The 19,562-nt window shown below is 62.2% G+C and carries 17 protein-coding genes; 7 read left to right on the top strand and 10 right to left on the bottom strand.

Annotated features, from left to right (window positions below; all coding sequences use genetic code 11):
* Position 1: 1 nt before the first annotated feature.
* From guaD to xdhC, 4 genes are all read right to left on the bottom strand, one after another.
* On the bottom strand, positions 2 to 1,318 hold the full coding sequence (guaD, locus tag LJE98_RS06330; protein ID WP_229574272.1) for a guanine deaminase: 1,317 nt from the start codon (positions 1,316 to 1,318) through the stop codon (positions 2 to 4).
* The gene (gene puuD / locus LJE98_RS06325) at positions 1,318 to 2,550 is read right to left on the bottom strand and encodes a urate hydroxylase PuuD (protein ID WP_229574270.1); all 1,233 of its coding nucleotides are present in this window, start codon (positions 2,548 to 2,550) and stop codon (positions 1,318 to 1,320) included. Before puuD ends, guaD begins: the two co-directional genes overlap by 1 nt.
* A 136-nt stretch (positions 2,551 to 2,686) precedes the next feature.
* Positions 2,687 to 3,586, bottom strand: coding sequence for a LysR substrate-binding domain-containing protein (locus tag LJE98_RS06320; RefSeq protein WP_229574268.1), 900 nt, complete (start codon positions 3,584 to 3,586; stop codon positions 2,687 to 2,689).
* Positions 3,587 to 3,989: 403 nt separating this feature from the next.
* Positions 3,990 to 4,787 carry a xanthine dehydrogenase accessory protein XdhC gene (gene xdhC, locus LJE98_RS06315; RefSeq protein WP_229574266.1) on the bottom strand — a complete coding sequence of 266 codons (798 nt, stop codon included), beginning with the start codon at positions 4,785 to 4,787 and terminating at the stop codon, positions 3,990 to 3,992.
* 129 nt (positions 4,788 to 4,916) lie between these two features.
* Here xdhC and LJE98_RS06310 point away from each other — a divergent pair, with 129 nt between their 5' ends.
* Positions 4,917 to 5,795 (top strand): hypothetical protein, encoded by an 879-nt coding sequence (locus LJE98_RS06310; RefSeq protein ID WP_229574264.1) that lies wholly within the window; start codon positions 4,917 to 4,919, stop codon positions 5,793 to 5,795.
* A 5-nt stretch (positions 5,796 to 5,800) separates the two neighbouring features.
* Here the strand turns inward: LJE98_RS06310 and xdhB are convergent, their stop codons facing one another.
* Genes xdhB through LJE98_RS06295 form a run of 3 tightly spaced genes read right to left on the bottom strand, consistent with a single transcriptional unit; the run spans position 5,801 to position 10,410 of the window.
* Positions 5,801 to 8,137 carry a xanthine dehydrogenase molybdopterin binding subunit gene (gene xdhB, locus LJE98_RS06305; RefSeq protein WP_229574262.1) on the bottom strand — a complete coding sequence of 779 codons (2,337 nt, stop codon included), beginning with the start codon at positions 8,135 to 8,137 and terminating at the stop codon, positions 5,801 to 5,803.
* A gap of 2 nt (positions 8,138 to 8,139) precedes the next feature.
* Positions 8,140 to 9,609, bottom strand: a complete 1,470-nt coding sequence (gene xdhA, locus LJE98_RS06300; protein ID WP_229574261.1) for a xanthine dehydrogenase small subunit — start codon at positions 9,607 to 9,609, stop codon at positions 8,140 to 8,142.
* Positions 9,610 to 9,636: 27 nt separating this feature from the next.
* The gene (locus LJE98_RS06295) at positions 9,637 to 10,410 is read right to left on the bottom strand and encodes a 3-hydroxybutyrate dehydrogenase (RefSeq protein WP_229574260.1); all 774 of its coding nucleotides are present in this window, start codon (positions 10,408 to 10,410) and stop codon (positions 9,637 to 9,639) included.
* Between the two features lie 233 nt (positions 10,411 to 10,643).
* Here LJE98_RS06295 and LJE98_RS06290 point away from each other — a divergent pair, with 233 nt between their 5' ends.
* Together LJE98_RS06290 and map are read left to right on the top strand one after the other, a co-directional pair.
* Positions 10,644 to 11,690 (top strand): LLM class flavin-dependent oxidoreductase, encoded by a 1,047-nt coding sequence (locus LJE98_RS06290; RefSeq protein WP_229574259.1) that lies wholly within the window; start codon positions 10,644 to 10,646, stop codon positions 11,688 to 11,690.
* A gap of 39 nt (positions 11,691 to 11,729) precedes the next feature.
* Entirely contained in the window at positions 11,730 to 12,482 is a 753-nt protein-coding gene (map, locus tag LJE98_RS06285) for a type I methionyl aminopeptidase (RefSeq protein WP_229574258.1), read from the top strand.
* A 30-nt stretch (positions 12,483 to 12,512) separates the two neighbouring features.
* On the opposite strand, the gene LJE98_RS06280 is transcribed toward map, so the two are convergent.
* Positions 12,513 to 12,749 (bottom strand): hypothetical protein, encoded by a 237-nt coding sequence (locus LJE98_RS06280; RefSeq protein ID WP_229574257.1) that lies wholly within the window; start codon positions 12,747 to 12,749, stop codon positions 12,513 to 12,515.
* 213 nt (positions 12,750 to 12,962) lie between these two features.
* Here LJE98_RS06280 and sbmA point away from each other — a divergent pair, with 213 nt between their 5' ends.
* Positions 12,963 to 14,243, top strand: a complete 1,281-nt coding sequence (gene sbmA, locus LJE98_RS06275; protein WP_229574256.1) for a peptide antibiotic transporter SbmA — start codon at positions 12,963 to 12,965, stop codon at positions 14,241 to 14,243.
* A 203-nt stretch (positions 14,244 to 14,446) separates the two neighbouring features.
* Here the strand turns inward: sbmA and LJE98_RS06270 are convergent, their stop codons facing one another.
* Positions 14,447 to 15,463: a polysaccharide deacetylase gene (locus LJE98_RS06270; RefSeq protein WP_229574255.1), complete on the bottom strand. Its 1,017-nt coding sequence runs from the start codon at positions 15,461 to 15,463 to the stop codon at positions 14,447 to 14,449.
* Positions 15,464 to 15,593: 130 nt separating this feature from the next.
* On the opposite strand from LJE98_RS06270, the gene LJE98_RS06265 reads away from it, so the two are divergent.
* The 3 genes from LJE98_RS06265 (at position 15,594) to der (ending at position 18,420) form a co-directional block, all read left to right on the top strand.
* A complete protein-coding gene (locus LJE98_RS06265) occupies positions 15,594 to 16,172 on the top strand; it encodes an NnrU family protein (protein WP_229574254.1) in 579 nt (192 codons plus the stop codon).
* A 109-nt stretch (positions 16,173 to 16,281) separates the two neighbouring features.
* Positions 16,282 to 16,953, top strand: coding sequence for a tetratricopeptide repeat protein (locus LJE98_RS06260; protein WP_229574253.1), 672 nt, complete (start codon positions 16,282 to 16,284; stop codon positions 16,951 to 16,953).
* A 39-nt stretch (positions 16,954 to 16,992) separates the two neighbouring features.
* On the top strand, positions 16,993 to 18,420 hold the full coding sequence (gene der, locus LJE98_RS06255; protein WP_229574252.1) for a ribosome biogenesis GTPase Der: 1,428 nt from the start codon (positions 16,993 to 16,995) through the stop codon (positions 18,418 to 18,420).
* 9 nt (positions 18,421 to 18,429) lie between these two features.
* On the opposite strand, the gene LJE98_RS06250 is transcribed toward der, so the two are convergent.
* Entirely contained in the window at positions 18,430 to 19,524 is a 1,095-nt protein-coding gene (locus LJE98_RS06250) for a glycosyltransferase family 4 protein (RefSeq protein WP_229574251.1), read from the bottom strand.
* Positions 19,525 to 19,562: the final 38 nt, after the last annotated feature.

Below are 19,562 nucleotides of genomic sequence, written 5' to 3'. Positions count from 1 at the left end.
CTCACACCATGGCCCCGGGCTTGGATGCCCTGCCGGCGACATAGGTTTCGACCACCGAACGATCGTCGCCGAGCGTCTGCAACAGGAAAAGCTCTTCGCTCAACGAGGTCACCGTCTCCATCCGGAGCCGCATGGCTGGCGTAGCGGCGGCATTCAGCACAACGATATCGGCATCGGTGCCTTCATCAAGCGTTCCGATCCGGTCGGCGAGGTCGAGCGCCACCGCATTGCCAAGGGTCATGTGGTAGAAGCTCTCCAGCGGGTTCAAGCGCTCACCCAGCAATTGCTGGATCTTGTAGGCCTCGTCCATGGTCTTGAACATGGAGTAGCTCGAGCCGCCGCCGATGTCGGTGGCGACCGCAATGGTGACAGGCTTTTCGCGCCGCTTCATCGCCTTCAGCGGAAAGAGGCCGGAGCCGAGGAAGAGGTTCGAGGTCGGGCAATGAACCGCGACCGCGCCGCTGTCCGCCATGGCATCCGCCTCGCGATCCGACAAATGGATCGCATGGCCGAAGAGAGCCTTTCTCCGGAGCAGGCCGTAGCGGGCGTAAATGTCCGTATAGTCCTTGGCGTCCGGATAGAGTTCGCAGGTATAGCGGATCTCGTCGTGGTTCTCAGACAGATGCGTCTGGACATGCAGGTCGGGAAATTCTTCCGCCAGCGTCTGCGTCATCGCCATCTGCTCGGGGGTCGAGGTGATGGCAAAACGGGGCGTGATGGCGACGTGGTTGCGGCCCTTGCCGTGCCACTGTTCGATGACGGCGCGGGTCTCATCATAGCCGAGTTGCGGCGTGTCGAGCAGGCCCTGCGGGGCGTTGCGGTCCATCATCACCTTGCCGCCGATCATCAGCGTGCCGCGCTTCTGGCTCTCGGCAAAGAAGGCGTCGGCAGAGGTCTTGTGCACCGAGCAATAGGCAACTGCGGTCGTCGTGCCCTGGCGCAGGAATTCGTCGAAGAACTGGATCGCGATCCGCTCGGCATGGGCGCTCTCGACGAAACGGCATTCCTCGGGGAAGGTGTAGGTGTCGAGCCACTCCAGCAGGTTGGCGGCATAGGACGCGATCACCTGCATCTGCGGGAAATGCACGTGGCAGTCGATCAGGCCGGGCAGGATCAGATGCGGGCGGTGGTCGATCTCGGTTGTATCCGCGCCGGCCTTTGCCTTTACTTCCGCGTAGTCGCCGGTGGCAACAATCTTGCCGTCACGGACCAGCAGCGCGCCATCTTCCTCATAGAGATAGCTCTCGCGGTCGCCGGCATGGTCGGGTGCCCTCACAAAGGAGAGGAGGCGGCCGCGGATCAGGATCTCAGGTGTCATCATTTGCCTTCGACCGTCGTCTCGTACCAGGCGACGAGCAACTGGCGCTCTTCGGGCGAGAGATCGGTGATGTTTCCAGGCGGCATGGCATGGCTGCGGCCGGCCTGGAGATAGATTTCACGGGCATGGGCGGCGATCTCGCCGTCCGTTTCAAGCTTCACGTTCTTCGGTGCCCGCGCGATGCCGTCCCAGACGGGCTCGGCTGCGTGGCACATCGAACAGCGGCCCTGTACGACATCGCGCACGGCTTCGAAATGGCCGTTTGCAACAAAGGTCTGTTCACGGGTCGAAAGGCCCGCCTGGTCTTCCTCGCCGGTCAGCACCTTTGGCACCGTCGACAGCCACATGATGACGATGAAGATGAGCACCGTCACCAGCCAGGTCCAGGTCGGCTTGCCCTTGCGGGCATGGGTGGTGTTGAACCAGTGGCGAATGGTGACGCCCATCAGGAAAACGAGGGCCGCGATGATCCAGTTGAACTCCGTGGCAAACGCCAGCGGATAGTGGTTCGACAGCATGAAGAAGATGACGGGCAGCGTCAGGTAGTTGTTGTGCAGCGAGCGCTGCTTGGCGATCACGCCGTATTTCGGATCGGGTGTGCGGCCCGCGACCAGATCGGCCACGACGATCTTCTGGTTGGGAATGATGATGAAAAAGACATTGGCCGACATGATCGTCGCGGTAAACGCGCCGAGATGCAGGAAGGCGGCGCGACCGGTGAAGATCTGGGTGTAGCCCCAGGCCATGGCGATAAGCACGATGTAGAGCAGGGCCATCAGGCCCCAGGTGTTGCGGCCGAGCGGTGACTTGCACAGGAGGTCGTACAGGATCCAGCCGACGGCCAGCGACGCCAGCGACAGGCCGATCGCCTGCCAGGACTCGATGTCGAGCACCGTGCGGTCGATGAGGAAAAGGTCGGCGCCGCCGTAATAGACCACGGCCAGCAGCGCAAAACCCGAGAGCCAGGTGGCGTAGCTCTCCCATTTGAACCAGGTGAGATGCTCCGGCATCGAGGCGGGGGCGACCAGATATTTCTGGATATGGTAGAAACCACCGCCATGCACCTGCCACTCCTCGCCATAGGCGCCGACCGGCAGGCCTGGACGCTTCACCAGGCCGAGATCCAGCGCGATGAAGTAAAAGGATGAGCCGATCCAGGCGATCGCGGTGATCACATGCAGCCAGCGGACGGCGAAGTTCAGCCATTCCCAGGCGATCGCGTATTCATACATTCGGAGTTCCCCTGTTGTCCTCCCGACCGCCTAGTGTGGAAAATATTGCTTTGCAAGGGAAGCCCTCTCACGTTCGGGCGGGGTGATGAAGGTCGATTTATGCAGGGATTCTTTTCTTTCGCAGAAACCCGTGAAATCATGGCGCTTTTTCGGCTTCGAGCGTGGCCGTGATCCAGGCGTGGAAGGCCCTGATCTTCGGTGCGTTGCGTCTGGAGTGGGAATAGACAAGCTGGATGGGCGCATTGGCTGGGCAGGCGAGCTCGAACGGGCGGATCAGGCGGCCCGAGGCCAGCTCCTCCTTGAAGAAGAAGGGGCTGATGATGGCAACGCCAAAGCCAGCGATTGCGGAATTGGCCTCCAGATCCTGCGCCTCGTAGCTGTGCAGCTTGGTGTCGATCAGGGTGGGATTGTGAATGCCGACGGCGGCAAACCATTGCGGCCACCAGGGGTCGCCCGGGCTGATGATCGGCAGCTTCAAAAGATCGGCCGGTTCATGCACGCCGCCGATGCTTTCCGCCAGCTTGGGGCTCAGCATCGGTGTGAAGTCCAGCCGGATCAACGGATGTGCGATGGTGCCCGGCCAAGGGCCATTACCCCAGGGGATCGCGACGTCAGCGCTCTTGGTCGCGAGGTCTTCGAACTTGCTGACGCGCAGCAGGCGCACCGCGATATCTGGATGGGCGAGCTGAAAACTGCCGAGATGGCGGGCCAGCCAGTTTGAAGCGAAGGTCGGCACCGAGTGGATCTCAAGTGTTTCGACGGCACTGCGCTTCGCCTGCTGCACGGCGTCGACCAGCACCTCAAAGCCTTCCGTCACCTTCGGATGCAGGCGCGCTCCAGTTTCGGTCAATCCGATCTGGCGCGGACGACGCCAGAAAAGCGGCTCGCCGACATAGTCCTCGAGGAGCTTGATCTGATAGCTCACGGCTGTCTGGGTCATGCCCAGTTCTTCGCCGGCCCGCGTGAAACTCATCAGGCGTCCGACCGCCTCGAAGACACGAATGGCGTTCAGCGGGAGTTGGCGCGACAGTTTCATGGATCAGCTCTCTTTATCCATCGCAAGCCTAATTGAATTGGATCAGCCTCGCAACCACAGGCATGATCGGTCCATCAGACAAGAATGACATCAATCGCGTGGAGGCGAAAATGGTATCCGCGATCGGACGACTCGTGCCTGCAACTGAAGGCATCGAAACATGGTTTCGTGACCTGCTTCTCGCCGGGCGGACGCGGCGGCGGACGCGCCTGGAAGACCTGCCGCCGGACTTGCGGCGGGATATTGGTCTCGCGAGCGAGCCGCCCGCGGACTGCGCACTGCATGACTGGCGCGGCCGGCGCCGGCGCGACTTCATCTTGCCGGGTCCTTTGTAGAATCGCATGCGAATTCAGTGAGCTGTGCAGTCTGCTTGAAAGACGGCTCGAGAAAGATCGACGCTTGCTCACACGAGCAGAACGCCTGCCAGTTCTGCCGCCACCATCGCGGCAATCACCGCCGGGCGCTTGTCCTTCACCGCGCTCCCTCCGATCGGCAGTGTCAGTCGTTCGAGGGCAGCGCGTCCCATGCCTTCGCGCTCCAAGAAGGAGGCGAAGGTGGCGCGCTTGGTCTTGGAGCCGATCATGCCGACATAGGCGAGATCGCTGCGGGCGAGCGCTTGCCTGCAGATCAGAAAATCCAATGCATGGTCATGGGTGAGGATGACCAAGGCAGCGCCCGGTTTCGCTCGCGCCACCTCGGCCTCGGGCATGGCGACGCGGCGGAATGTGATGCCATCAGGGACCTCACCGTCGATTTCTGGCCGCGAGTCGATGAGGGTGACATTCAACGGTAGGGGGCTAAGCGCCCGGGTCAGGGCCAGCCCGACATGGCCGGCACCGAAGAGCATGACTTCAGGAAACCCGGCGCGTTCATCGGCGAGGCGCCTTACCAGGTCTGAAGTGACGGATGCATCGACCGCACGAAAGGACAAAAGCGTGCGGCCGCCGCAGCATTGGCCGATCTCCGGTCCCAAGGGCACGTCGAGTGTCTCGGCCACCTCTGCGCCTGCCAGACGCCTTCGGGCGTGCTCGATCGCCATAAACTCCAGATGACCACCGCCGATCGTGCCCCAAAGCGCATTTGGTGACACCAGCATCAGCGTGCCCATGTCGCGCGGGGTCGAGCCCTTGGTCTCGGCAACCTCGACGAGGACGGAATTGGAATGGGTGGCGAGAAAAGCGGGGAGGGTGGTAGCGGTCATGATGATGCGATCCTAGCACTCAATACCGGGAACTGGACAGCAGGGCTTGGGGTTTATTCCCCTGGGTTTCACCGCGCCTGTAACGGGACTGACGTGTTATGGTTCCGCGTCGAAGACATGGGAGCTTCAATGACCAGAACCAAAGGCCTGATCGTCTGGCTGCTCGTTGCGGTTTTCGCCGTGGCGCTTTTCCTCGTCAATCCGCTGGCGGATGTCGCCGCGCGCTTCAGCCGGGACGTGATGATCGGCAGCGGCGCGCTCTATGGCACGCTGCGGGTGGCCAATTCGGTGATGAGCGTTGCGCGCGATGCCGACATTACCGGCGGGGTGGGCGTGGCCTCCGTGACCGCAAGCCCCGGCCAACTGCTCCAGCCCGTCATCAATACCATTGAACGCCTGGTCGATCTTCTGTTCGGCCTTGCCATCGTCTCCGGCATCTTGTCGCTGGTACTCGTGCCGGTCGCGAAGGTGGCTTCCGTCGGCTTGGCGGTCTGTTCCCTGTTTTGCGCGGCGTTGACCCTGACGGCCCGGCAAGTGCCGCCCATGATGGACCGTCTCGCCCGGGCGATCATCGCGCTTGGAGTTCTGGGCGCCCTTCTGCTGCCCGCATCCTACACCATCGCCTTTTATGCCGGCGACGCCATCACTGACAGGGCCTGGAGCCAGGCCACAGAGGTCTTCGATCGCATGCAAGGTCAGCATGCGTCGGTGGACGGCGACGTCGCCGCGACGGCCGGCGTGCTTTCGCCCACCGACAGGATCGTGCCGGCGGAGGACGGCATGTTCGACCGGCTTGGCTCTGCATTTACCGGGACCCTGCAGGCCGCCTCCGATATGGCGGCCACGGCTGCCGCGAACGCGCAGGTCATCCAGGATGGCGTTGCCATTTCCGCAGACCTGTTCACCGCGTCCATCGGCATTGCGACCGCCTATCTGGTGAAGCTGCTTGTTCTACCGGCCCTGATCCTTGCAGCCTTCCTCTACGTGCTGAGAGCGGCCATGCGCTGAGCCCATCAAGCCCGTTTCAACCTCTCCACCGCCATCAGCACGCGCTCCGGCGTGGCGGGAGCGTCCAGCTTCGGGCAAACGCGGTAATCCGCGACCGAGGCCACAGCCATCGAGAGCGCTTCGAGCACCGAGATCGCCAGCATGAAGGGCGGTTCGCCAACGGCCTTGGAGCGACCAATGGTCGGTTCGGCATTTTCCGACCACGGCACCAGCTTCGTGTTGAAAATTTTCGGCCGGTCGGAGGCGAGCGGGATCTTGTAGGTGGAGGGCGCGTGGGTGCGAAGCCTGCCCTTGCCGTCCCACCAGAGTTCTTCGGTCGTCAGCCAGCCCATGCCCTGAACGAAGCCGCCCTCGATCTGGCCGATATCGATGGCCGGGTTCAGCGACTTGCCGACATCGTGGAGAATGTCGGTGCGATCCATCAGATATTCGCCGGTGAGCGTATCGATCGAGACTTCCGAGCAGGCCGCACCATAGGCGTAGTAGTAGAAGGGCGTGCCGCGACCGGCGGCGCGATCCCAATGGATCTTCGGTGTCTTGTAGAAACCCGCTGCCGAGAGCTGGACGCGGCCAAAATAGGCCTGTTTGACGAAGTCGCCGAAGGAGAAGATATGCTCGCCAACGCGCACGCGGTTGGGCAGAAACTCGACGTCGGCGGACGGGACACCGTATTTCTCGCAGGCAAACGCGACCAGCCGTTCCTTGATCTGGCGGGCGGCGTCGAAGGCGGCCATGCCGTTCAGGTCGGAGCCGGAGGAGGCGGCGGTGGCCGAGGTGTTCGGCACCTTGGCGGTCGTGGTGGCGGTGATCTTCACCGTGTCGACATCCACCTGGAAACAGTCGGCGACGACCTGGGCGACCTTGGTGTAGAGGCCCTGGCCCATTTCGGTGCCGCCATGGTTCAGATGGATCGAGCCGTCCTGATAGATATGGACGAGTGCGCCGGCCTGGTTGAAAGCGGTCATGGTGAAGGAGATGCCGAACTTTACCGGCGTGAGCGCGATGCCCTTCTTTATGACCGGGCTTGTCCTGTTGAAGTCTATGATCGCCTGACGACGCGTCTGATAATCGACCGAGGTTTCGAGTTCCTCGACGACCTTCAGGATGATGTTGTCTTCCACCTGCTGGTGGTAGGGCGTCACGTCGCGGCCCGAGCCCTTCTCGCCATAGAAATTGGCCTTGCGTACCTCCAGCGGATCCTTGCCCAGTGCATAGGCAATCTCCTCGATCACGCGCTCGCCGCCGAGCATGCCCTGCGGCCCTCCGAAACCGCGATAGGCGGTGTTGGAGACAGTATGCGTCTTCAGCGGTTGCGAGGTCAGCGTCACATGCGGGTAGAAATAGCTGGAATCGGCATGGAAGAGGGCGCGATCGGTGACCGGGCCGGACAGATCCGAGGAATACCCGCAGCGGGCGGCGAAGTTCGCCTCGATCGCGTGGATCTTGCCGTCGCCATCAAAGGCGACGTCGAAGTCCATCTTGAAATCGTGGCGCTTGCCAGTAACGCCCATGTCTTCGTCGCGGTCAGGGCGAAATTTCACGGCGCGGTTCAGCTTCTTGGCGGCCAGGGCCGCCAGTGCTGCGAACTGGTTTCCCTGGGTTTCCTTGCCGCCGAAACCGCCACCCATGCGTCGCGTATTCACGGTGACGGCATTGGAGGGAATGTCGAGAACATGGCCGACGATGTGCTGGATCTCGGAAGGGTGCTGGGTCGAGGACCAGACGGTGACGTCGTCGTCCTCGCCGGGGATGGCGAGCGCGATATGGCTTTCAAGATAGAAGTGCTCCTGGCCGCCGATGCGCATCGAGCCCTGGATGCGGTGGGCCGCCTTGTCGAGTTCCGTCTCCGGCGTGCCGCGCTTCAGCGTCATGCCCGGCGTCACCAGCGGCGCGTCGTTTTCAAGTGCGCCATCGATATCGGTCCAGAAGGGCAGGTCGCGGTAGTCGACTTTGGCGAGACGGGCCGCCTTCCGGGCTATGTCGCGGGTCTCGGCGATCACGGCGAAGATCGTCTGGCCGTGAAATTCAATCTTGTCCGTTGCGATCAACGGCTCGTCGTGCCGGCCGCCGGAGGAGACGTCGTTGACGCCGGCAATGTCGGCTGCCGTCAGTACGCAGACGACACCCGGATAGGATTTCACCGCCGAAAGGTCGATCGACAGGATCTCCGCATGGGCGCGGTCGGCCATGCCGAGCGCGCCGTGCAGCAGGCCTGCGGGTTCGGGAATGTCGTCGATATATTCGGCACTTCCGGCGACATGCTTGTGTGCTGAATCATGCCTGAGCGACTGGTGCATCGGCCCCTTGATGTATTTCGTCGTCTCGTAGGTCGCCTTGTCCATGATCAAGCCTCCTCCGTCGCGAAGCGCTGCAGTTCCTGCGGGGTGCCGGACACTTCGAGGAAAAACCGCGTCAGCAGGTTCTTCGCCGTCAGTTGACGGTAGTCGGCCGTGGCGCGCCAGTCGGTGAGGGGCTGGTAGTCGCGGTCGAAGGCGTCGCGCGCGGCATCGACAGTCGCCTGGGTAAACGGCTTTCCATAAAGTGCTGCCTCTACCGACCGTGCCCGCTTTGGCGTGCCTGCCATGCCGCCAAATGCGATGCGGATGTGGGTGACCACGCCATCAGCATCGGTCTCCAGATGGAAGGCGCCGCAAAGGGCCGAGATGTCCTCGTCGCGGCGCTTGGTGATCTTGTAGACGGCCACATGGCTTGTCGCCTTGGGACGCGGGACGAAGAGGCTTTCGACGAATTCGCCCGGCTGCCGGTCCTGCTTGCCGTAGTCGATGAAGAAGTCCTCGAGTGGCATGGTTCGTGTGCCTGAGGTGGAGCGCAGCGTGACGGTGGCCGACAGTGCGATCAGCGCCGGAGGGCTGTCGCCGATCGGCGAGCCGTTCGCGATATTGCCGCCGATCGTGCCCATGTTGCGCACCTGCTGGCCGCCGATGCGCTCGATCAGGCGGCCGAAGGCTGGAATTTCCCGGCGCAGGATCTCGAAAGCGCTGGAATAGCTGACGCCGGCGCCCAGCGTGATGCCCTCGGGCCTGACGGTGGTCCTTTGCAGGTCTTCCAGATGATTGATGAAGACCACAGGATCGAGAACGCGCATTTGTTTGGTAACCCAGAGGCCGACATCGGTCGCACCGGCGACGACGGTTGCCTTGGGATGGGCGGCGAGGGTGTTCGCCAGGGCTTCGACGCTGCCGGGCACCACCAGGGTGCGGCCATCGCAGCCATTCACCAGGATGGTCTCATGGCTGACCAGCTCTTCCAGCCGCGCGATGATTTCGGCGCGTTCGCGTTCCAGCGGGTCGAAGAGGGCGGATGGCCGGATGCGAGCCACCTGTTCGGCGGCCTTGACGATGGGCTCGTAGCCCGTGCAGCGACAGAGATTGCCTTGCAATGCCCGCTCGATTTCGGCACGGCTGGGGTTCTCCGAGGTGAGCCAAAGCCCGTAGAGCGACATGACGAATCCCGGGGTGCAGAAGCCGCATTGCGAGCCATGGCAATCGACCATGGCCTGCTGCACAGGATGCAGCGTGCCGTCCTTCGCCGCCAGATGCTCGACCGTCACAACATGGGTTGCGTTCAGCGAGCCGACGAAGCGGATGCAGGCATTGACCGTTTCATATACGAGCCGTCCCGAGACGAGGCGTCCGACCAGGACCGTGCAGGCGCCGCAATCGCCTTCCGCGCAACCTTCCTTGGAGCCCGTCAGCCGGCGCTTCAGGCGGAGGAAGTCGAGCAGCGTCTCGGTCGGGTCGAGGCTGGAAAGGGCGATGTCTTCGCCGTTCAGGATGAAACGAATGCTGGTCATGAACTGCCTTTGTGTGCGGATGCCGCGTTATTGCGCGGTCCAGCCGCCGTCGATCGAAATGGAGGTGCCGGTGATCTGCCTGGCTGCATCGCTGGCGAGGAAGATGGCGGTGGCCCCTACCTCCTCGATGGCGACGAATTCCTTCGTCGCCTGCAGACGCAGCATCACATCCGTCTTCACCTCTTCCTCGGAAATGCCGCGGGCCCTGGCCGTGTCGGGGATCTGCTTTTCCACGAGCGGCGTCAACACGTAACCGGGGCAGATGGCGTTGATGGTAATGCCGAATTCTGCCAGTTCCAAGGCAACGGACTTGGTCAGGCCCATGATCCCGTGCTTTGCGGCGACATAGGCCGATTTGTAGGGCGAGGCCACCAGCGCATGGGCGGAGGCGACATTGATGATGCGGCCCTTTTTCTTCGCCTTCATGCCGGGCACGCAGGCGCGGATCGTGTGGAAGGAGCTGGTCAGGTTGATTGCGATGATCTGGTCCCATTTGTCGATGGGAAAATCCTCGACCGGCGACACATGCTGGATTCCGGCATTGTTGACGAGCACGTCGATGCCGCCAAAAGTCGTCTCGGCGGTGGCGATCAGGTCGGCAATCTCTGCCGGTCTGGTCATGTCGGCGCCGTGATAGATCGCCTTGCCGCCATGGGCTTCGAGGGCCTTGCGGTTTGCCTCGATCTCCTCAGCCGGGCCAAAGCCGTTGATAACGAGGTTCGCGCCTTCGGCTGCAAAGGCTCTGGCGATGCCGAGCCCGATCCCACTGGTCGATCCGGTGACGACGACGGTTCTTGCCATGCCATTCTCCCTTTTTAGGCCTTTTGCGACGCAATACGTGTGCGAAGTTATGCTTAAAGGCGGAGCACTGGCAATCGCGATTTTGGCGGAGGGCTGCATTGCTTGAGGTCCGGCAAAGCGGATGCTGAGACCTGTTCGTTCGCCACTTCGAAACAGTCCGTCACCCCGCCGCGGTTTGCAGGACGTCGCACGACCATCTATCTCTGGCGCAACGATACAGCGAGAGAAAACCCATGGAACTCGGCCTATACACCTTCGCGGATGTCGATCCGAATGCCGCAAACAAGGGCGCGGAAGCCAAGCGCCGCGTCGATGAGCTTCTGGCCGAAATCCGGCTGGCGGACGAAGTCGGCCTCGATGTTTTCGGTCTCGGGGAGCATCACCGTCCCGATTACATGGTCTCGTCGCCGGCGACGATCCTCGCGGCCGCTGCCGTGCAGACAAAAAACATTCGGTTGACCAGCGCGGTTTCGGTTCTCTCTTCCGATGATCCGGTTCGCGTTTTCCAGCAATATGCCACCGTCGATCTCCTCTCCAATGGCCGGGTCGAGATGATGGCCGGCCGCGGTTCCTTCATCGAGAGCTTCCCGTTGTTCGGCTACGACCTCGAAGACTATGACCTGCTGTTTGCAGAGAAGCTGCAGCTGTTGATGGAAATCCGCGAAAACGAGATCGTCACGTGGGAGGGCCAGACCCGCAAGCCAGTTCACGGCCGTGGCGTTTATCCGCGGCCGCTGCAGGACCCGCTGCCGTTGTGGATCGCGATCGGCGGCACGCCGCAATCGGCCGCGCGGGCCGGCTATCTCGGCCTGCCGTTGGCGCTCGCCATCATCGGCGGCGAGCCGCATCGCTTTGCGCCCATGTTTGATCTCTACCGTCAGAGTGCGGCGAAAGCCGGCGTTGATCCGTCGACGCTGAAAACCAGTATCAATGTGCACGGTTTCATCCATGACACGACCCAGTCTGCCGCCGACATCTTCTATGCGCCCCAGGCGGTCGTAATGGACCGGATCGGCCGCGAGCGCGGCTGGGGTCCGACCAACCGGGCGCAGTTCGATGCCTCGCGAGGGCCTGGAGGTGCGCTCTTTGTCGGCGATCCCGAGGCCGTGGCCGAAAAGATCGTTGCCATGCACGGCATATTCAAGAATGACCGCTTCCTGATGCAGATGGCGATTGGCCCCATGCCGCATGTCGAGATCATGCGCGGGATCGAGCTCTATGGCACAAAAGTGGCGCCCCTGGTGCGCAAGGCGTTGACGGAGAAGGCGTCGGCTGCGTAAGCACGAAAGCCTCAGCCGAAGAAGCATCGAAGGACCAGCATGATCGTTGAAACCGAAGAGGACCTCGTCCATCTCAAAGACATCGGGCGCATCTGCGCGACGGCGGTCAAGGTGATGGCGTCGGCGCTGGAGCCTGGGATCACCACCCGCGAGCTGGATCTGATCGGCCGCAAGGTTCTGGAGGAAAACGGCGCACAGTCGGCGCCGGAGCTCTGCTACAAATTCCCCGGCGCCACCTGCATCTCTGTCAATGAAGAGATTGCCCACGGCATTCCGGGCGACCGGGTGATCAAGGCGGGTGATCTCGTCAACATCGATGTCTCGGCCGAAAAGCTCGGTTATTTCGGCGATACCGGTTCGTCCTTCATCGTTCCGCCGGGGACGTCAAAACAGGAACGGCTGCTGCGTGACGGCAAGCGTGCGCTGTGGGTCGGGCTGAACCAGGTGAAGACCGGGCGGCCGCTGGCCGATATCGGCAATTCGATCGGTGCCTTTGCCAGGAAGAACCGCTACACGCTGATCACCAATCTCGCGAGCCACGGTGTGGGCCGTTCGCTGCACGAGGAGCCGACCGAGCTGTCGACCTGGCCGGATCCGGACGAAACACGGATCATGGAGGAGGGGCTTGTCTTTACCGTCGAGCCGTTTCTCTCGCTCGGTGGCCAATGGGCCGAGGATGGCGAGAAGGACAACTGGACGCTATATAGCGAGCCGCGGGCGCCCACCGTGCAGTTCGAGCACACGATCGTGGTGACGAAAAACGGCCCGCTGGTGCTGACGCTCGCCGATTGAGGCGAGCGTTCGATCGCAAGGATTGCTGGCTTATTCCGACTTTGCAAAGCCCACCGCAACACCCTTCTTCTTGAAATAGGACTGCATGATCTTGCGGCCCTGACGGTTTGACTGGGCAAGCTTGCCTGGTTCGAACACTGCTTCCTTGACGCCTTCCCGGGACATTGCGGCCTTCAGGGCAGCAATGTGAAGGTCGATTTCTTCATTGTCGTTGTTGATCGAGGTGTAGATGTTGTCGATCGCCTGCTGCAGGCTGAGGTCGCTCATGGTGCACTCCTGAAAAAGCTTTGGGACTTCCCTAGCGATTTTTGGGCGGGAGGCAAGGGAAGCGTAAATCTCGAGGCTTTGCCTATTCTTACAAACCCGTAATTTTCGCGGGGGTAATTCCGCCACAATTTGGCGATGCCATTGCTGGACGGTACCTTCTGCCCTAGGTTCCGCCAGACTCTACAGGACTTCTCCTTCACGAAGGTTTCCCGCGTGTTTCATTCCTTCTTTCCCCGGCCCAGGCTGTTCTTCACCTCGGCGGCTGTGTGGACTCTCGTCTGCATCATCGTCTGGTACTCCGTCGGCCCGCAGATCGGTGCCGCGATCGGCCTGCCGCCGCTCGCCGAAGGGCAGCAGCCGCCGGTCGGGCTCGCCTTCTTCTTCACGCCCGACAATCTGTGGTTCTACCTCTACTTCACCATTTTCGTGGTGCTCTTCGGAGCCGTCTGGCAGGTGATCGCCAAGGATCATCCCTGGACCAACTGGTCGATCTGGGGCTCGGCCTTCATCATCTTTATCGCCTATTTCAGCGTGCAGATCTCGGTCGCGGTCAACAACTGGCGCGGTCCCTTCTTCGACCTCTTCCAGAAGGCGCTGAACGGGGACGGGACCGTCACCGCTGGCCAGCTTTATGAGCTGCAGCTGCGATTCCTCGAAATCGGCATGGTCGGCGTGACGCTCTCGGTGTTCACGGCCTTTTTCACCAACCACTATGTCTTCCGCTGGCGCAATGCGATGAACGACTTCTACATGTCGAAGTGGGACAAGCTGCGTCACATCGAAGGTGCTTCGCAGCGTGTTCAGGAAGACACGATGCGTTTCGCCAATATCCTCGAAGGTCTCGGCGTCGCCCTGATCAATTCGGTCATGACGCTGGTCGTCTTCTTGCCGATCCTGTTCCGCATGTCGGAAAATGTGAGCGAGTTGCCGATCATCGGTGCCGTTCCGCATGCCTTGTTCTGGCTTGCAATCCTGTGGTCGGCGTTCGGAACGATCTTGCTGATGGTCGCCGGTATCCGTCTGCCGGGCCTGCAGTTCCGCAACCAGCGCGTCGAGGCGGCCTTCCGCAAGGAACTCGTCTATGGCGAGGACGATGGGGATCGGGCCCAGCCGGTGACGGTGCGCGAACTCTTCTCCAATGTTCGCCGCAACTATTTCCGCATGTACTGGCACTACACCTATTTCAACGTCGCCCGGTATACGTATGGGCAGCTGGACGCGATTTTCCTGACCTTCATCCTGATCCCGACCATTGTTGCCGGCAAGATCACCATGGGCCTCTGGCAGCAGATCGCTACGGCCTTCGGTCAGGTCACGGACAGTTTCCAGTATCTCGTCAGCTACTGGTCGACGATCATCGAGCTTCTGTCGATCCACAAGCGTCTCGCGGCTTTCGAGGCTGCCATCGATGGTGACCCGCTTCCCGAGATCGATCAGCGTTATCTCGAGCGCGAGGCCGCCGAAGGCGAGATCGCTGCGGATCGTCCGTACTGACCTCGGGCCGGTATTTCCGGCACGTGAAAGGCCGCGCAGGGAAACCGGCGCGGCCTTTCACTTTCATCCGGTTCATGAAGAGCGCTCTTTCCCGATTGGGGAAGCGCAACAGGTCGATGGCCGCAGCCGATCTGCATGCCGTTCCTCAAGGTTGAGTGGCCGCTTGTCGGGCGCGACGGCGGGCAAGCAGACGTGTCACGCGATCACATGGCGCCGGGCGCGGTCGTGGAGCTATCCCGGTCTTCCAGCATGGCAAGCGCTTGGGCATAGGTGACGCAGGCGACGTCGGGCAGGGGGCAGACTTCGGCCACCAGCCGTTCCATCGCCGCCCAATAGGCGCCGCCGTTCATCTCGACGAAGTGCAGGCCGATCTGCAGGGGAATTCGATCTCCCCGATATTGACGATCGAAGGCGGCACGGAAGGCTTCGTAGCTGCGCCCGGCGAATTCGTCGCCCTTCGACGGATGGTCAATGCCGGCCGAATGGCGGATGAAGAGATTGTAGTCCATGGCGATGATGCGCCGCTCTTTCGGCCCCTCCGGGATCAGCGGCAGGCCGAATCCGGCAAGGCCGCCCTTTGTCACCGGCAGGGCCGGGTCATGGGTCACCACGCTCGCATCATAGCGGAAGCCGTGCTCGCGCTCGGCCTGGAACAGGCTGTCAGGGGCGGAAAGATGGGGCGCGCGAAATCCGGTGATGTCGTTCTTCACGAAGTCCGCCCATTCCTTCGGCTCACGGTCGGCGAGGCCATTGTCCTTCCACGCGTTGAGAAGAACCCTGTCGAAGGTCTTGAATTCCGTCAGCCACTCGGCCGTCGTCCAGCCCTTGCCGTCGATGTGGCCACAGGTGTGGCTGGCGATCTCGTGGCCTTCCGTTTTGGCATTCCAGATGTGGTCGAGCCTGATGGCGACCTCCTCGACATCGGTTGCAAAGCCGATATTCGAGCGTCCGGCCTTCATGCCCGGAGCCTTGTAGTCGCCGGCGCGGGCGCGCGGGATAAGTGTGGTGCAGGAAAGGAAATAGGTGAAATGCGCGTTGGCACGCTTTGCAATCTCGCGGCTTCGCGCCCAGAGCCGGTTGTCATGCGCGCCATCGAAAGAGACGAGCAGGATCTGCTTCGGCCTGTTCTCGCCAGCGCCATTTGACGCAGGGGCCGGGGCTCCGGCAAGCGCCGTCGTGGCGGTCAAGGCAAGGGAAAAGGCCATCAAGTATCGCAACATCGCAAAAACACCCGGCAATCAACAAGGCGTGCTGCGTCCCATCCAAATGCGGCGAAGCTTTGAACGCTCTGGAAATTCGAACGCCAGACCAGTAAGGCTTTGGTCAACGCGACCTGAAAGGTTCTGATCCATGACGCTTCTCATTCTCGGCATCATCCTGTTTCTCGCCACCCATCTGATCCGCGTCGTCGCGCCCGGTTTTCGGCTGTCGATGATCGAGCGCTTCGGCGAGACCGGCTGGCGGGTGATCAATTCGGTGATGAGCCTCCTGTCGCTGATCATCCTGATCTGGGGCTATGCGACAGCGCCTTTCATCAATCTCTGGTTCCCGCCTGCCGGCATGAACCATCTGACGACAACGCTGATGCTGTTTGCCATGATCTGTCTGGTCGCCGGTTTCCTGCCGGCCGGACATATCGCCACCAGGACCAAGCATCCGATCGTGCTGTCGATCAAGATCTGGGCCGCCGCCCATCTGCTCGCCAATGGCGATCTGGCCTCGGTTCTCCTGTTTGTCGCGCTCCTTGCCTGGGGCGTTGTTCTCAGGATCAACTACAAATGGCGGGTTCGAGCCGGTGATCTGGTGCTCAAGCCCTTCGTTTCGGCGCGCTGGGATGCGATTGCCGTGGTCGGCGGTATCGTGGTTTGGGCTGTCATCACCATGTGGCTGCACAAATTGTTGATCGGTGTTGCACCACTCGCCATGTGACGGCTTAAGCCTGTTGGCGGTTTTCCCCTTACAAGCGGGCAAAAATCGGCTAGAAGGCCGCTCACGCATGAGACTGTATCGAAAGGCCGGCATTTGTCCGGGGGTATGAATGGTTGATCAGAACGACAGCTTTATCCGCGAAGTGAACGAGGAGCTCCGCTCCGACCAGGTGCGCAATGCCTGGAAGCGCTACAGCCGCCTGATCATCGGTGCTGCCGTGGTGATCGTTCTCGGCACGGCCGGCCATCGGCTCTGGACTCACTGGGACTCGACCCAGGCATCGGATGCCGGCGACAAGTTCCTCGCGGCACTGACGCTGGCCGACCAGGGCAAGCGGGATGAGGCGGAAGCCGCATTGCAGGCGCTGGAACAGGACGGTTACGGTGCTTATGGAATCCTGGCCCGTTTTCGCGCCGCTTCGGTCCTGGCCGAAAAGGGAGAGCCCGCCGGCGCCATCGCGTCCTTCAAGTCGATCGGCGACGATGCCGCGATCCCGGATGCCGTGCGCAACACGGCGAAGGTTCGGGCAGCCTGGCTGCTCGTCGATACCGGTTCCTACGAAGACGTCTCTGCCATGGTTGAAGCCATGGCGACGCCGACCAATGCCATGCGTCATGCCGCCCGCGAAGCGCTGGGGCTTGCCGCCTACAAGGCCGGTGACATGACCCGCGCCCGCGAGTGGTTCGAACAAATCATCGAAGACGCGGAAGCCCCGCGCAATGTCGCCAACCGGGCCCAGATGATGCTCGACAACATCAAGGCCTCCGGCAAGGCGCCGTAACAACAACAAGGCCTTGAAGGCCGGAAAGCTAGCGTTCCCATGAGTTTCACAGTCGCCATCGTCGGTCGCCCGAATGTCGGCAAGTCCACGCTCTTCAACCGCCTCGTCGGGAAGAAGCTGGCGTTGGTCGACGATACCCCCGGCGTCACCCGTGACCGCCGTCCGGGCGAGGCCAAGCTCGTGGACCTGCGTTTCACCATCATCGATACGGCCGGTCTCGAAGAGGCCGGGCCTGAGACGCTGCAGGGCCGCATGCGCGCCCAGACGGAGATGGCCATCGACGAGGCCGATCTGACGCTGTTTGTCGTCGATGCCAAGTACGGCCTGACGCCTGTCGATCAGGCGCTTGCCGAAATGCTGCGCCGTCGCGGACGGCCCGTTGTGCTGGTGGCCAACAAGTCGGAGGCGCGCGGCTCGGATGCGGGCTTCTACGACGCCTATACTCTGGGGCTCGGGGAACCGGTGCCGATCTCAGCCGAACACGGCCAGGGCATGATCGACCTGCGCGACGCGATCGTCGAAGCGATCGGCGAGGAACGCGCCTTTCCCGAGGACGAGGATGTCGCCGAGACGAATGTCCTTCTTCCGCAGGACGACGACCTCGACGGCGAAGAAGACGAGGTTGAACCCGAATATGACGAAACCAAGCCGCTGCGCGTTGCGATCGTCGGCCGCCCGAATGCCGGAAAATCGACACTGATCAACCGCTTCCTCGGTGAGGACCGGCTGCTGACGGGCCCCGAGGCAGGCATCACCCGCGATTCGATCTCGGTTGAATGGGACTGGCGCGGCCGGACCATCAGGATGTTCGACACCGCCGGCATGCGTCGCAAGGCGCGCGTGCAGGAAAAGCTCGAAAAGCTGTCCGTCGCCGATGCGCTACGCGCCATCCGCTTTGCCGAAACTGTCGTCATCGTCTTCGATGCGACCATCCCGTTCGAAAAGCAGGACCTGCAGATCGTCGACCTATGCCTGCGTGAGGGCCGCGCTGCTGTGCTCGCCTTCAACAAGTGGGATCTGATCGACGATCCACAGGCGTTGTTGACCGAACTGCGCGAGAAGACCGAGCGGCTTCTGCCGCAGGCGCGCGGCATCCGCGCCGTCCCGATGTCCGGCCAGACCGGTTACGGGCTCGAGAAGCTGATGCAGGATATCATCGACACCGACAAGGTGTGGAACAAGCGCATCTCGACCGCCAAGCTCAATCGCTGGCTCGACGCTGTCACGACCCAGCATCCGCCACCGGCGGTCTCCGGCCGTCGCTTGAAGCTGAAATACATGACCCAGGTCAAGGCCCGCCCGCCGGCCTTCATGATCTCCTGCACGCGTCCCGATGCGCTTCCGGAAAGCTATGTGCGTTACCTGACCAATGGTCTGCGCGCCGATTTCGACATGCCGGGCGTGCCGATCCGCATCCACTTCAAGGCGGGCGAAAACCCGTTCGAAGGGCGCAAGAGGCGCCGCTGATCCGGGCTGTCACTCGGTGGCGGGATGTCCGTGGGCGTCCAGCTCTGCCGGGCGGGCTCCAAAACGCTGCCGCAGGCCCCGCTTGCGGCGCTGCTCCTTGGCTTCCACGACATTGTCGAAGAATTGTTCGGTGGCCGCTTGCCAGGAATAGGTCTCGGCCAGCCCGCGGGCCGAAGCAGGCGACGCCTTCAGGGCTGCCATGCAGGCGGTTGCGAGGTCGTGATCGAGTGCGCCCGCGTTTGAACCTGCCGGGATGATGTCGATGGGGCCGGTCACCGGGTAGCCAGCCACGGGCACGCCCGAAGCGAGCGCCTCCAGAATCGTGTTGCCAAAGGTGTCGGTTTTCGACGGGAAGACGAAGACATCGGCCTGCGAATAGGCGCGGGCGAGATCCTCTCCATGCTTTACCCCGGTGAACAGCACATCTGGATAGCGTGCCTGCAAGTCGGCGCGGGCCGGACCATCACCCACGACCACTTTCGAACCGGGCAAGTCGAGATCGAGGAAGGCCGGGAGGTTCTTCTCCACTGCGACGCGGCCGACCGTCATGAAGATCGGGCGGGCAAGGCCGAAGGGCTTTTCGGCCTTTTCGCGCGGGCGGAAGTGAGCGGTGTCGATGCCGCGGCTCCAGAGGCAGAGATTATTGATGCCCCGAGCGGCCAGTTCCCGCCGCAGGCTCTCGGTGGCCACCATGCAGGCGCCGCCGCGATTGTGAAACCAGCGTACAAAGGCATAGAGCCAGGACAGCGGTACCGGCAGGCGGGCTGCGACATATTCCGGAAACCGGGTGTGGTAGGTGGTGGAGAAGGGGCGCTTGTTGCGCAGGCACCAGTGCCGCGCCATGAGCCCCAGCGGGCCTTCGGTGGCGATATGCACATAATCCGGCTGCTGCGCCTCGATCATGCGGCCGATTCGGCCGGGAAGCGCGAGCGACAGCCGGATTTCCGGATAGGTCGGCATCGGAATGCTGCGGAACTGCTCCGGAGTGATCATCGACACCTCAATGCCCATCTTGTGCAGCTCCCGGTTGGTGGTCTCTATGGAGCGGACGACACCGTTCACCTGCGGGTGCCAGGCATCGGTGACGATGGTCAGTCTCGGCATGGCGTGTCCGCCCTCATCCGATCGGCCGCCCAAGCGGC

Source organism: Rhizobium sp. 'Codium 1' (assembly GCF_020889605.1).
GTDB classification, from domain to species: domain Bacteria; phylum Pseudomonadota; class Alphaproteobacteria; order Rhizobiales; family Rhizobiaceae; genus Allorhizobium; species Allorhizobium algae.
Note: the sequence above shows the minus strand (reverse complement) of the source record. Positions and strands in the feature narration are given on the sequence as shown.